The following is a 12,496-nucleotide window of genomic DNA, read 5'->3' as shown; positions in this document are numbered from 1 at the left end:
TTGTTCACGGGATTTGCCCGGCCCGGCGCGCGGCCCCGACGTGGCGAGCATCGTCGAACAGTCCGTAACCTGGCGGGCATGACATTGCGGCGGTCGACGCGGACTGCGCTGACGAGGCCCGAACACCGGCCTGAGCGTTCCAGCTCTGCACCCGCTCGACGGGTCCTGGCGCTGTGCGCCATCGCTTTGCTGGCGCTGCCCGCCTGCGCCCGTTTCGATTCCGCGGCATCCGAGCCGTTCACCATCGAGCCGGACCTCGGCGGGGCACCCAGCTCACCCCCGCCGCCCCCGCCGCCGCTGCCGCCGAACCCGTTCCCGAAGGCCTGCCCGGCCCCGGCCGTCCTGCAGGGCTGCCTGGAGAGCACCAGCGGTCTGATCATGGGCGGCGACAGCAAGTCGGCGATCGTCGCCGAACGGGTCACCGGCGCCATCAAGAACATCTCCACGACCGCGGAACCCAAGGTCAAGACCGTGATTCCGGTCGACGCCTCCGGCGACGGCGGGCTCATGGACATCGTGCTGTCACCGAGCTACCAGCAGGACCGATTGATGTACGCGTACATCACCACGCCCACCGACAACCGCGTGGTCCGGATCGCCGACGGGGACGTGCCCAAGCCGATTCTCACCGGCATCCCCAAGGGCCCCACGGGTAACACCGGAGCTCTGATCTTCAGCAGCCCGACGACTCTCGTGGTGCTCACCGGAGACGCCGGGAACCCCGCTGCGGCAGCCGATCCGGCTTCGCTGGCGGGCAAGCTGCTGCGCATCGAACAGCCGACGACCGTCGGCCAGGCGCCGCCGACGACCGCGCTGTCGGGCATGGGTTCCGGCGGCGGGCTGTGCATCGACGGCGCGAGCGGCGCGCTGTACGTCACCGACCGCACCCCGACCGGCGACCGGCTGCAGCGGATCACCAAGGACTCGAAGGTTTCCACGGTGTGGAACTGGCCCGACCGGCCCGGTGTCGCCGGCTGCGTGGCGACCGACGACACCGTCATGGTCAACCTGGTCAACACGAAGAAGACGGTGGCGGTCCGGCTGTCCAAGGAAACCGGAGCGGTCACGGGCGACCCCGAGGCCCTGCGCACCGACACCCATGGCCACGTCTTCGCGCTGAAACTCTCCCCCGACGGCAATGTCTGGGGCGCCACGGTGAACAAGACGGCCGGCGACGTCGAGAAGTTCGACGACGTCGTATTCCCGCTGTTCCCCCAGGGCGGATTCCCGCGTAGCACGGACGACAAGACGTAATTTGGCGCCCGACATGAGCGTCGCTCGATGATGCGCGCGTGCCCGGCCGATTTCGCTCGGCTGGCCGGATACCTGGGCTTTTCCTGCGACGACGATTCCTGGGTCAAGGTGCGTAACCCGTTGACCCTGACCCACTGGAGCATGCCGGTCGTCGAGTTGCTGATGCTGGTCGGCGCGGCGCTGGCCCTGGCGTACGCACTGCGGCGGGTCCGCCACGACCCCTCCGGGATCACGATCTGGCTGGCGTCGGTGGCCTACGCCCTGGTGACCGAACTCCCCCGGCATCCACCGGACATCTTCGCCGGCACCCGGCTCGGCGTCATGTTGGTGCACAACGTGTTCAGCGTCGATTTCGTCGACGGACGGTTGCCGCTGTACATCGTGGCGCTGTACCCGGCGACCATCACGCTGGCCTACGACATCGTGCGCGCCACGGGCGTGTTCGAGCGACGTGGTGCGGCCATCGGCGCCATCTGCGTCGGATTCGTGCACGGCTGCGTATACGGCGTCTTCGACCACCTCGGACCGCAGCTGCGCTGGTGGGTCTGGAACACCGCGAACCCGCTGAACCATCCGACGCTGGGCTGCGTGCCGGTGAGCAGTTGGGTCAGCCTGGCAGTGGTCGGACCTGCGGCGGTCGCGTTCCTGACGCATGTGCTGGTCGGGCGCCGGGTGGACGCCGGAACCCCGCCGCGCGCGCTGTCGCTGGCCTGGCGCATACCCGCGATCAGTGTGCTGGCGCCCGTCATCACGGGGCTGCTCAGCCTGCCGACATTACTGTCGGCTCGCCACAGCGCGATGCAGTACGCGGTACTCGGCGTGGAGGTGGCGGTATTCACCTTCGTGGCGATACCGATCCTGGTGCAGGAGTGGCGAATCACGCGCCGCGTCGGGACACTGCACCCGAGCCCGTACGTCCGGGTGTTCGGGGTGCTGTACCTACTGACCTTCACGGTGCTGTGGCTCGCGGCGCTGCCGGACTTCGCCGGCGCCATCGACGGCGTCACCGGCGCCGGTACGCCGACCGGCAATCTGCCCTGCGCCGCGGTGTGTTTCGTGATCGCGGGCTACTGCGTCGCGGGTGTCTCGTCACTCAGCCCGAGGGCCACACCCGCGCCGCAGGAGGTACTGCGCTAGCTGCAGGCCGCGATGACCAGTTCGCGCACGCGCGCCGCGTCCGCCTGGCCCTTCGTCGCCTTCATCACCGCGCCGACGATCGCGCCGGCGGCCTGAACCTTGCCGCCACGGATTTTGTCGGCGATGTCGGGCTGCGCGGCCAGCGCCTCATCGATCGCGGCCTGGATGAGCGAGTCATCGCGCACCACGACGAGTCCGCGGTCGTTCATCACCTGCTCGGGCTCGCCCTCACCGGCCAGCACGCCCTCGACGACCTGGCGGGCCAGCTTGTTGGACAGCTTGCCGTCGTCGACCAGCTTGACCACCGCGGCGACCTGCGCCGGGGTGATGGCCAAATCGGCCGCTGCCACACCGTTTTCGTTCGCCTTCTGCACCAGGAAGTTGCCCCACCACGCGCGGGCCGCCTCGCTGGCGGCGCCGTGGGCGACGGTCTCGGCGACCAGATCGATGACACCGTTGTTCACCAGGTCGCGCATCACCTCGTCGGAGATGCCCCAATCGTCCTGAATCCGCTTGCGCACCAACCACGGAAGCTCCGGGATGGTGCCGCGCAGCCTTTCCACCAACTCATCCGACGGGGCGATGGGCTCGAGGTCCGGCTCCGGGAAGTAGCGGTAGTCCTCGGCGGTCTCCTTGCTTCGGCCCGGCGTGGTGTGGCCGTCCTCGTGGAAGTGCCGGGTCTCCTGCGTGATGGTGCCGCCGGCCTGCAGCACGGCGGCCTGGCGGCGCATCTCGTACCGGACCGCCACCTCGACGCTCTTGAGCGAGTTGACGTTCTTGGTCTCGGTGCGGGTGCCGAACTCCGCGGCGCCCTTGAGTTTCAGCGAGACGTTGGAGTCACACCGCATCGACCCCTGGTCCATGCGGACGTCGGAAACGTCCAAGCCGCGCAACAGATCCCGCAGTGCCGTCACGTAGGCGCGCGCGATCTCCGGGGCGCGTTCTCCGGCACCCTCGATCGGCCTGGTGACGATCTCGACCAGCGGCACCCCGGCCCGGTTGAAGTCGGCCAACGAGGTGGTGGCACCGGAGATCCGGCCGGTGTCGCTGCCCAGGTGGGTCAGCTTGCCGGTGTCCTCCTCCATGTGGGCGCGCTCGATGTCGACGCGCCAGGTGCTGCCGTCCTCCAGCGGGACGTCGAGGTAACCGTTCACGGCGATGGGCTCGTCGTACTGGCTGATCTGATAGTTCTTCGGCTGGTCCGGGTAGAAGTAGTTCTTCCGGGCGAACCGGCCCCACGGGGCGATGTCGCAGTTCAGTGCCAGCCCGATCCGGATCGCGGACTGCACCGCGGCCTCGTTGACGACCGGCAGCGCGCCGGGCAGGCCCAGGCACACCGGGCACACCAGCGTGTTCGGTTCGGCACCGAACCGGTTCGCGCAGCCACAGAACATCTTGGTCTCGGTGGACAGCTCGACATGGACTTCCATACCCATGACGGGCTCGTACGTCGCGAGGACGTCGTCGTAGTCGAGAAGGTCAGCGTCAGCCATGCGTTGAATCCTAGTTGTCGTTCACCGGCCATTTCCTCGGCCCGGTTAACCTGCGCGGATGCTCGCACGCATCGGCGCCCTACTGACCACCGTCGCGGTGACGGCCATGCCCTTCGCTTCTGCCGACCCCGGCACTTTCGACCTGCAGGCGCACCGCGGCGGACGCGGTGAGACCACCGAGGAATCGCTGCGCGCCTTCACCAAGGCCATCGAACTCGGCGTCACCACGCTCGAACTCGACATCGTCCTCTCCAAGGACGGCGCGCCCATGGTCTGGCACGACCCGGCCATCCAGGCCGACAAGTGTGCCGACACCGGCCCGGCCTTCCCCGGCGACCCGCAGTACCCCTACGTCGGCAAGCTCGTGCACAACCTCACCCGGGCGCAGCTGCACTCACTGAACTGCGGCAAACTGCTCGACGGGTTCCCCGGGGCCGAGGCGGTGGCCGGCAACAAGATCGCCACCCTCGATCAGGTCTTCGCGCTGGCGGACGCGCACCACGCCGGCGTCCGGTACAACATCGAAACCAAGCTCGAAGCCGACAAGCCCGAAACATCAGCCCCACCACAACAATTCGTCGACGTCATCCTCGGCGCGGTGCGGGCCGCCAACAAGCTCGACAAGGTCGAGATCCAGAGTTTCGACTGGCGCACGCTGCCACTCGTCCGCAAGCAGGAACCCGGTATTCCACTGGTGGCGCTGTGGGACGAGACCACCTGGGTGCCGAACTCGGCGTGGACGGCCGACGTGAACCCGGCGGTGGTGGGCGACCCGATCGCGGGGGCGGCCTCGGTCGGCGCGAACATCCTGTCGCCCGGCTACTCGGTGCCCTACGGACTCACCCCGAAGGATCCGGGATTCGCACTCGTCGCCGACAGAGCGTTCATCGACCGGGCACATGCCGTCGGGCTCAAGGTGATTCCGTGGACGATCAACGACGCCGACACCATGCGGGCGCAGATCGCCGCCGGCGCGGACGGCATCATCACCGACTACCCGAGCCGGCTGCGCACGGTGGAATCCGAGCTGGGCATGCCGCTGCCGAAGGCCTACCGCTAGCCGAAGAACTCCGCGGCGTCGTCGTAGCGGGTCTGCGGCACCAGCTTGAGCTGACGCACGGCGTCGGCCAACGGAACCCGGCCGATCTCCTGGCCGCGCAACGCCACCATCATCCCGTATTCGCCCGAATGCGCGGCGTCGGCGGCGTTGACCCCGAACCTGGTGGCCAGCACCCGGTCGTGGGCCGTCGGGGTGCCACCGCGCTGCACGTGACCGAGCACCGTGGTGCGGACTTCCTTCTTGATGCGCTTCTCGATCTCGATGGCCAACTGCTGGGCGACGCCGGTGAACCTCACATGCCCGAATTCGTCAATTCCGCCGTCGCGCAACTGCATCGAGCCCTCGGCCGGCCGCGCACCTTCGGCGACCACGCAGATGAAGTGCGAATCACCGCGTACGAAGCGCTGTTTCACCAGCCGGCACACCTCTTCGACATCGAAGGGCTGCTCGGGGATCAGTGTCATGTGGGCGCCCGATGCCAGGCCGGAATTCAGCGCGATCCAGCCCGCGTGCCGGCCCATCACCTCGACGAGCATCACCCGCTGATGCGACTCGGCGGTGCTGTGCAACCGGTCGATGGCCTCGGTGGCGATCATCAGCGCGGTGTCGTGGCCGAAAGTGACGTCGGTGCAATCGATGTCGTTGTCGATGGTCTTGGGCACGCCCACGACGGGCACGTTCTCTTCGGCCAGCCAGTGCGCCGCCGTCAGCGTGCCCTCCCCACCGATCGGGATCAGCACGTCGATGCCGTTGTCCTCGAGCGTCTGCTTGATCTGGTCCAGCCCGGCCCGCAGCTTGTCGGGATTGACGCGCGCGGTACCCAGCATGGTGCCGCCCTTGGCCAGCAGCCGGTCGTTGCGGTCGTCGTTCCTGAGCTGCTCGCGGCGGTTCTCGAGCAGGCCACGCCAGCCGTCCCGGAACCCGACGACCGTCGAGCCGTACCGCACATCGCAGGTGCGGACCACCGCCCGGATCACCGCGTTCAAGCCAGGACAGTCACCGCCACCGGTCAACACGCCTATCCGCATGTCCCCATACTGCCCGCTCGCGGGTTCTCGTTCTTGTTGAACGAGCGGCCGGCTCGCCGCTAGACGGCCGTGGGCAAGGCGCCGCGCGCGGCTTCGTAGGCCGCGCCGACGCGGTACAGCCGGTCGTCGGCCAGGGCCGGCGCCATGATCTGCAGACCGACCGGCAGGTTGTCGTCCGGCGACAGGCCCGACGGGACCGACATCCCGCAGTGGCCGGCCAGGTTCAGCGGCAGCGTGCACAGGTCGAACAGGTACATCGCCAGCGGATCATCGACCTTCTCGCCCAGCCCGAACGCGGTGGTCGGGGTGGTCGGGGTGACGAGCACGTCGACCTTCTCGTATGCCTGGTCCAGGTCGCGGGCGATCAGGGTGCGTACCCGCTGCGCCTGGTTGTAGTAGGCGTCGTAGTAGCCCGAGGACAGCGCGTAGGTGCCGATCATGATGCGGCGCTTGACTTCCGGGCCGAAGCCGGCGGCGCGGGTCAGCGCCATGACCTCTTCGGCGCTGCGGGTGCCGTCGTCGCCGACCCGCAGGCCGTAGCGCATCGCGTCGAATCGGGCGAGGTTCGAGGACACCTCGGACGGCAGGATCAGGTAGTAGGCCGCCAGCGAGTAGTCGAAGTGCGGGCAGTCGACTTCGGTGATCTCGGCGCCGAGCTCGGTCAGCTGGTCCACCGCGGTGTTGAACGAGGACAGCACGCCGGGCTGGTAGCCCTCGCCGGTGTGCAGCTGCTTGACCACGCCGATCCGGACGCCCTTGAGGTCACCGGCGGCGCCGGCCCGGGCCGCTCCCACGACGTCGGGCACGGGAGCGTCGACCGAGGTTGAATCGCGCGGGTCGTGGCCGGCGATCACCTGGTGCAGGAGCGCGGTGTCGAGCACCGTACGGGCGCACGGCCCGCCCTGGTCCAGCGAAGACGCGCACGCGATCAAGCCGTACCGCGAGACGGTGCCGTAGGTGGGCTTGACGCCGACGGTCGAGGTCAGCGCGGCGGGCTGACGGATCGAGCCACCGGTGTCGGTGCCGATCGCCAGCGGCGCCTGGAACGCCGCGAGCGCCGCGGCGCTACCGCCGCCGGAGCCACCCGGCACCCGGTTGACGTCCCACGGGTTGCGGGTCGGGCCGTAGGCCGAGTTCTCGGTCGACGACCCCATGGCGAACTCGTCCATGTTGGTCTTGCCGAGGATCGGGATGCCGGCGGCGCGCAGTTTGGCGGTGACGGTCGCGTCGTACGGCGACTGCCAGCCCTCCAGAATCTTCGAGCCGGCCGTGGTCGGCGCGTCGGTGGTGGTGAAAACGTCCTTGAGCGCCAACGGAACTCCGGCGAGCGGCGACGCCAGCGGCTCGCCTGCCGCCACCTGCTTGTCCACCGCGGCGGCAGCGGCCAGTGCCGCCTCGGCGCCCACGTGCAGGAAGGAGTGGTAGGTCTCGTCGGTGGCGGAGATCTGGTCCAGGTGCGCCTGGGTGACCTCGGTGGCCGACACCTCGCCGGCGGCGATCTTCTCGCCGAGCGTGGCCGCGTCGAAACGGATCAGGTCGCTCATTCTGCTTCCCCCAAAATGCGCGGCACGGCGAACCGGCCGTCCTCGGCACGTGGAGCCTCGGCCAGCGCCTGGTCCTGCCCGAGGCTCGCCACCTCGACGTCCGGCCGGGTGATGTTCACCTCTTTGAGTGGGTTGCCGGTCGCCTCGATACCGGTGACGTCGACGGCCTGAATCTTGCCGACGTGCGCCAGGATGGCATCGAGTTGGCCTGCGAAACTGTCCAGCTCACCATCGGTCAGGGCGAGCCGGGCCAGATTCGCCAGATGGGCGACATCGTCCCGGGAAATCTTCGACACGTCTAAACACCCTAGTGGGAGGCGGGGCGGGCCCAGCCACGGGGAATGGTTCCGTGACACGCACCGCACCCGCACGTCATGCCACAGCCACGCCGCTGTGCCACAGTTGTGGCGTGTCCTCCTATCTGCTGCGGGTGCAGCTCGAAGACCGCCCCGGCAGCCTCGGCTCCCTCGCGGTGGCTCTCGGCTCGGTGGGCGCCGACATCCTGTCGCTCGACGTCGTCGAGCGCGGTCCGGGCTACGCCGTCGACGACCTCGTGGTCGAGCTGCCGCTCGGGTCCATGCCCGACGCCCTGATCACCGCGGCAGAGGCGCTCAAGGGCGTGTACGTCGACAGCATCCGGCCCCACATCGGGCTGCTCGAAGCCCATCGCGAACTGGAACTGATCGACCACGTCGCCGCCGCCAAGGGCAAGGCCGCCAGGCTCCAAGTGCTGGCCGACGAAGCACCGCACGTACTGCGGGTCGGCTGGTGCGTCGTGGTGACCGGCGGTAAGGAAGGCGTGGCGCCCCGCCGCATCGCCGGCAGCCCGGGTGCACCCGAGACGCTCGCCGACTCGGCACCATGGCTGCCGCTGGAACACCCTGCTGCCCTGGATGCCACCGGCGACTGGGTGCCGCAATTCTGGCGGGACATCGACACGACCCTGGCCGCGGCGCCGTTGGGTGACCCGCACACCGCGATCATGCTGGGCCGCCCGGGCGGACCGGCCTTCCGCCCGTCGGAGGTCGCGCGGCTGGGATACCTCGCGGGCATCGTCGCGACCATCCTGCGCTAGTCGTTACCAGCGAATTCCCAGCCTGGGTTGTAGTGCGCGAACGTCGTTGTGCCGCGGCGCCAACTGCTAGCGTTCTCGCCACATCTCGCTGGAGGCACGCGTGAGCACATTTCTGATCGTCATCGGCGTCCTGCTGATGATCGCGGCCATCGTCGTCGTGGTGCTCGCCTTCACCCGCGCCAGGAAGCCGGACACCTCGGGCTCCCGCCAGGACCCGCTCAAGTCCGGCGAGATGCCGGTGTTCGGACCCAAGCAGCTCGGCCCCGGCGCGATCGTCAGTTACGGCGGCGTCGACTACGTGGTGCGCGGCTCGGTGACGTATCGCGAAGGTCCGTTCATCTGGTGGGAGCACCTGTTGGAAGGCGGTCAGGGAGAACCGATCTGGTTCAGCGTCGAAGAGGACGAGGGACGGCTGGAACTCGCGTTCTGGACGAAGCGGCCCGACCTGACGCTGCAACCCATCGGTCCACTTGCCGTCGACGGGATGCAGTACCACGAGGTCGAGACCGGTGACGCGCACTACACCTCCGAAGGCACCACCGGCCTGCCCGCGCAGGGCCAGATGAACTACGTCGACTACGCCAGCGCCGGCCGCGCCGCCCTGTTGAGTTTCGAGCAGTGGTCACCGAATTCGCCGTGGGAGGTGTCGACCGGCAAGATCATGTCGCCCGGTGAGCTGACGGTGTATCCCGCTCCCCCTGCCGGTGCCTAGGCAGGCGCCATGACCCGGGGCAAGATGCTGATTCTCGCCGGGGTGCTCGCGGTCGCATCGGTGATCTGCCTGGTGATCGGCATCAGCACCGCGCGCACCATCGAGTCATACGTCAAAGACCACTATCAGAACGTCGGCTACAACACCTACCGATGCGACGGGTCTCCGAGCGACGTGGCCGACGACCTCGCCGAGGCCCACGCGCCGCAGGCCCGCGCGACCGATGGCGGCAACTACTACCTGCGATACAACGACTCCATCGCCATCGTGGGTGCGGGCTCGGGACAGACGTGCACCGTCCGGCTGGAGAGCCTGAACTCGGGCTACAACCACGGCAGCTACTTCTTTCTCGGCCCGGGGTTCAGCCCCGGCTCGCCGTCGCACAGTTCCGGCGGCAGCTCGGGCGGACCGGGCGGCGTCAAGTGACCACATCAATTCCGAGGAGACTCCGATGAACCTGGCCGCCATCGACTTCGGCACCGTCCACACCGACGCGATCATCCAGAACGTCGTCAGCTCGGTGCTGTACTTCCTGGTGGGAGTACTGGTGCTGGCCGCCGGCTTCGTCATGGTCGACGTGCTGACGCCCGGCAACCTCCGCCGCCAGGTCTTCGTCGACCGGCGCCCCAACGCGGTGGCGATCACCGCCGCGATGGATGTCTCGTTGGCCGCCATCATCATCACCGCGATTCATTCCAGCTCCGACCGTCTAGGACAGGGCCTGATCGACACGGTGATCTACGGGCTGATCGGCGTCGCCCTGCAGGGCCTGGCCCTGGTGGCCGTCGAGTTGTTGGCGCCCGGCCACTTCCGCAACGACATCCACGCCGAAGAGTTCCATCCCGCCGCCGTTGCCGTCGCGGTGGTACTGCTGACCATCGGCGGTATCAACGCCGCCGCCCTCACCTGATGGTCACCGAGGCCGACGGGACTCTCGAGGCCACAGCCTCTGGACCGGTCATCGGAACCCGTTGGCGTGCCCTCCTGCTGGCGGCGGTGGCGGCGTGCGCCGCGTGCGGCATCGTCTACGAGCTTGCGCTGCTGACCCTTTCGACGAGCCTGAACGGTGGCGGCGTCGTATCGACGTCGCTGATCGTCGCGGGCTATGTGGCGGCCCTCGGCGTCGGCGGGCTGCTGGCCAAAGCACTGCTGGCGCGTGCGGCCATCAGCTTCATCGCGGTGGAGACGGCGCTGGGTGTCGTGGGCGGCCTGTCCGCGACGGTGCTGTACGTGACGTTCGCGTTCCTCGGTGACTCGGACTGGGTACTGGGTGTGGCGACCGCGCTGATCGGCGGGTTGGTCGGCGCGGAGGTACCACTGCTGATGACGCTGCTGCAACGCGGCCGGGTGGCCGGAGCCACCGACGCCGGCCGGGTGCTGGCCAACCTCAATGCCGCCGACTATCTGGGCGCGCTGCTCGGCGGTCTGGCGTGGCCGTTCGTGGTTCTGCCGTACCTGGGGATGATCCGCGGCGCGGCAGCCACCGGGATGATCAATCTTGCCGCCGCAGCAGTGGTTTCGGTTTTCCTGCTGCGCCGCATCCTCAGCCGGCGCGAGTTCATCGGCGCGCTCTGCGTGCTGGTGCTGGCATTCGCGGTGCTGGCCACGCTCATGGCATCGGCCGACGGCATCGAAACGACGTCCCGGCAGCGGCTCTACGCCGATCCGATCGTGGCCTATCAGCATTCGGCCTATCAGGAGATCGTGGTGACCCGCCGCGGCGACGACACGCGGCTGTATCTCGATGGCGGACTGCAGTTCTCGACCCGCGATGAGTACCGCTACACCGAGTCATTGGTGTACCCGGCGCTGGGCCAGGGCGCGCGGTCGGTGCTGGTGATCGGCGGCGGCGACGGCCTGGCGGCGCGGGAGTTGTTGCGCCAGAAAGGTATCGAGCGAATCGTTCAGGTCGAGCTGGATCCGGCGGTGGTGGCGGTGGCGCGGACCAAGCTGCGGGACGCCAATGCCGGCGCACTCGACGATCCGCGCGTCCACCTGATTCTCGACGACGCCATGACGTGGCTGCGCGCGCCGCACCCGGACGTGGTGCCGCCGAGCGGATTCGACGCGGTCATCGTCGACCTGCCCGACCCCGACAATCCGGTCCTCGGCCGGCTGTACTCCACCGAGTTCTACAGCCTCATCGCCCGGGTGTTGGCGCCCCAGGGACTGCTGGTGGTGCAGTCCGGCAGCCCCTACTCGACGCCGACCGTGTTCTGGCGCACGGTATCCACCATCGCGTCGGCGGGACTGGCCGTGACGCCGTACCACGTGGAGGTGCCGACGTTCGGCGACTGGGGCTTCACCCTGGCCCGACGCGGCCCGGTGCCGCCCGCGCCGATGATTCCCAAAGACGTTCCGCCACTGAGGTTTCTGAATCAGCAGGTCCTCGATGCCGCCACCGTCTTCGCGCCCGACACGGCGCCACAGCACCTGCCGCCGTCGACGCTGGAACATCCACTGATCGTCGACGACATGCGGCGCGGCTATCGGTAGCGCACCGAGCCGACGAGAACGGCGGTCAACACCGCACTGACCGCATGACGCGCCAAGCCGAGTCCGCCGGTCGCAGTGTCGTTGGTCAGCAGGAACGCGACCGCGGCACCCAGGGGCCGAGTCAGGACGAAGCAGCCCCAGAAACGTACCGTCGACAGTCCACCGAACGCGCGGCACGCCACTGCCACACCGCCGATCAACGCAGCCCATAGCGCCAGCTGCAGTACCGGGTGCGGCAGTATCGGGGTCGGCGTCACGTGGGTCAACGCCGTCCCGGTGGCTAAGGCCAGCAGCGAAATAGCCCAGAACCAGCATTCCGCTCGACGGGTGTCGACAGCGATCAACACAGACCTGCCCACCGTGGCACCGCCGAGCACAATCAGCCCCACCAAACCGATGAGGCACACGACGGCGATTGCCGCGTACCCAAGTCCCAGCGCCACGTGCAACCCATTGGCGATCTCGGTCCCCACAGCGCCGGCGGTCAGCATGGCGGACCAGAATGCCCACGGCCGCAACCGGTCGCCGCGCAGCTGAACCACAAGCACTGTTGCCAGCGCCACCACGAGCAGTGTCGTCGCGATCCCCCGGCCCAGGCGATCGTAGAGATAATCGGGCCAGAACACCGATGCCGCGGTGATCAATGTCTTGCTCGCCCAGAATCGTGTGGTGATTTCCGGGATTCTGCGGGACACTG

The 12,496-nt window shown here is 68.4% G+C and carries 13 protein-coding genes; 8 read left to right on the top strand and 5 right to left on the bottom strand.

The window, feature by feature from the left end:
- Window positions 1-78: 78 nt before the first annotated feature.
- Together ACWW1C_RS10150 and ACWW1C_RS10145 are read left to right on the top strand one after the other, a co-directional pair.
- Entirely contained in the window at window positions 79-1,254 is a 1,176-nt protein-coding gene (locus tag ACWW1C_RS10150) for a PQQ-dependent sugar dehydrogenase (protein WP_455983313.1), read from the top strand.
- 27 nt (window positions 1,255-1,281) lie between these two features.
- Window positions 1,282-2,391 carry a hypothetical protein gene (locus ACWW1C_RS10145; protein ID WP_455983312.1) on the top strand — a complete coding sequence of 370 codons (1,110 nt, stop codon included), beginning with the start codon at window positions 1,282-1,284 and terminating at the stop codon, window positions 2,389-2,391.
- Here ACWW1C_RS10145 and gatB read toward each other — a convergent pair.
- Window positions 2,388-3,884, bottom strand: a complete 1,497-nt coding sequence (gene gatB, locus ACWW1C_RS10140) for an Asp-tRNA(Asn)/Glu-tRNA(Gln) amidotransferase subunit GatB (protein ID WP_455983311.1) — start codon at window positions 3,882-3,884, stop codon at window positions 2,388-2,390. The two genes, ACWW1C_RS10145 and gatB, sit on opposite strands and share 4 nt — an antisense overlap.
- 58 nt (window positions 3,885-3,942) lie before the next feature.
- Here gatB and ACWW1C_RS10135 point away from each other — a divergent pair, with 58 nt between their 5' ends.
- Complete coding sequence (locus ACWW1C_RS10135) at window positions 3,943-4,944, top strand: glycerophosphodiester phosphodiesterase family protein (protein ID WP_455983310.1); 1,002 nt, start codon at window positions 3,943-3,945, stop codon at window positions 4,942-4,944.
- On the opposite strand, the gene ACWW1C_RS10130 is transcribed toward ACWW1C_RS10135, so the two are convergent.
- From ACWW1C_RS10130 to gatC, 3 genes are read right to left on the bottom strand one after another with little or no spacing between them, the layout of a single operon-like run.
- Window positions 4,941-5,972: an ATP-dependent 6-phosphofructokinase gene (locus ACWW1C_RS10130; RefSeq protein WP_455983309.1), complete on the bottom strand. Its 1,032-nt coding sequence runs from the start codon at window positions 5,970-5,972 to the stop codon at window positions 4,941-4,943. The two genes, ACWW1C_RS10135 and ACWW1C_RS10130, sit on opposite strands and share 4 nt — an antisense overlap.
- A 59-nt stretch (window positions 5,973-6,031) precedes the next feature.
- Window positions 6,032-7,516 carry an Asp-tRNA(Asn)/Glu-tRNA(Gln) amidotransferase subunit GatA gene (gene gatA / locus ACWW1C_RS10125; RefSeq protein ID WP_455983308.1) on the bottom strand — a complete coding sequence of 495 codons (1,485 nt, stop codon included), beginning with the start codon at window positions 7,514-7,516 and terminating at the stop codon, window positions 6,032-6,034.
- Entirely contained in the window at window positions 7,513-7,812 is a 300-nt protein-coding gene (gatC, locus tag ACWW1C_RS10120) for an Asp-tRNA(Asn)/Glu-tRNA(Gln) amidotransferase subunit GatC (protein ID WP_455983307.1), read from the bottom strand. The genes gatA and gatC overlap by 4 nt, the downstream gene beginning before the upstream one ends.
- Before the next feature lie 113 nt (window positions 7,813-7,925).
- On the opposite strand from gatC, the gene ACWW1C_RS10115 reads away from it, so the two are divergent.
- The 5 genes from ACWW1C_RS10115 (at window position 7,926) to ACWW1C_RS10095 (ending at window position 11,799) form a co-directional block, all read left to right on the top strand.
- Window positions 7,926-8,591, top strand: a complete 666-nt coding sequence (locus tag ACWW1C_RS10115; protein WP_455983306.1) for an amino acid-binding protein — start codon at window positions 7,926-7,928, stop codon at window positions 8,589-8,591.
- 100 nt (window positions 8,592-8,691) lie between these two features.
- On the top strand, window positions 8,692-9,303 hold the full coding sequence (locus ACWW1C_RS10110; protein WP_455983305.1) for a DUF4178 domain-containing protein: 612 nt from the start codon (window positions 8,692-8,694) through the stop codon (window positions 9,301-9,303).
- 9 nt (window positions 9,304-9,312) lie between these two features.
- A complete protein-coding gene (locus ACWW1C_RS10105; RefSeq protein WP_455983304.1) occupies window positions 9,313-9,729 on the top strand; it encodes a DUF4247 domain-containing protein in 417 nt (138 codons plus the stop codon).
- A 25-nt stretch (window positions 9,730-9,754) separates the two neighbouring features.
- Entirely contained in the window at window positions 9,755-10,213 is a 459-nt protein-coding gene (locus ACWW1C_RS10100) for a DUF350 domain-containing protein (RefSeq protein ID WP_455983303.1), read from the top strand.
- Window positions 10,213-11,799 carry a polyamine aminopropyltransferase gene (locus ACWW1C_RS10095; RefSeq protein ID WP_455983302.1) on the top strand — a complete coding sequence of 529 codons (1,587 nt, stop codon included), beginning with the start codon at window positions 10,213-10,215 and terminating at the stop codon, window positions 11,797-11,799. Before ACWW1C_RS10100 ends, ACWW1C_RS10095 begins: the two co-directional genes overlap by 1 nt.
- Here the strand turns inward: ACWW1C_RS10095 and ACWW1C_RS10090 are convergent.
- Entirely contained in the window at window positions 11,790-12,494 is a 705-nt protein-coding gene (locus ACWW1C_RS10090; RefSeq protein ID WP_455983301.1) for a hypothetical protein, read from the bottom strand. The two genes, ACWW1C_RS10095 and ACWW1C_RS10090, sit on opposite strands and share 10 nt — an antisense overlap.
- Between the last annotated feature and the right edge of the window lie 2 nt (window positions 12,495-12,496).

Source organism: Mycobacterium sp. HM-7 (genome assembly GCF_053852335.1).
This window is presented reverse-complemented; position numbering and strand designations above follow the sequence as displayed.

Bases quoted from the DNA above. Each gene is read 5' to 3' on its own strand.
- ACWW1C_RS10150 (WP_455983313.1), top strand. From the start codon at position 79: ATGACATTGCGGCGGTCGACGCGGACTGCGCTGACGAGGCCCGAACAC.
- ACWW1C_RS10095 (WP_455983302.1), top strand. From the start codon at position 10,213: ATGGTCACCGAGGCCGACGGGACTCTCGAGGCCACAGCCTCTGGACCG.
- ACWW1C_RS10130 (WP_455983309.1), bottom strand. From the start codon at position 5,972: ATGCGGATAGGCGTGTTGACCGGTGGCGGTGACTGTCCTGGCTTGAAC.
- ACWW1C_RS10100 (WP_455983303.1), top strand. From the start codon at position 9,755: ATGAACCTGGCCGCCATCGACTTCGGCACCGTCCACACCGACGCGATC.
- ACWW1C_RS10145 (WP_455983312.1), top strand. From the start codon at position 1,282: ATGATGCGCGCGTGCCCGGCCGATTTCGCTCGGCTGGCCGGATACCTG.
- gatB (WP_455983311.1), bottom strand. From the start codon at position 3,884: ATGGCTGACGCTGACCTTCTCGACTACGACGACGTCCTCGCGACGTAC.
- ACWW1C_RS10135 (WP_455983310.1), top strand. From the start codon at position 3,943: ATGCTCGCACGCATCGGCGCCCTACTGACCACCGTCGCGGTGACGGCC.
- gatA (WP_455983308.1), bottom strand. From the start codon at position 7,516: ATGAGCGACCTGATCCGTTTCGACGCGGCCACGCTCGGCGAGAAGATC.
- ACWW1C_RS10105 (WP_455983304.1), top strand. From the start codon at position 9,313: ATGACCCGGGGCAAGATGCTGATTCTCGCCGGGGTGCTCGCGGTCGCA.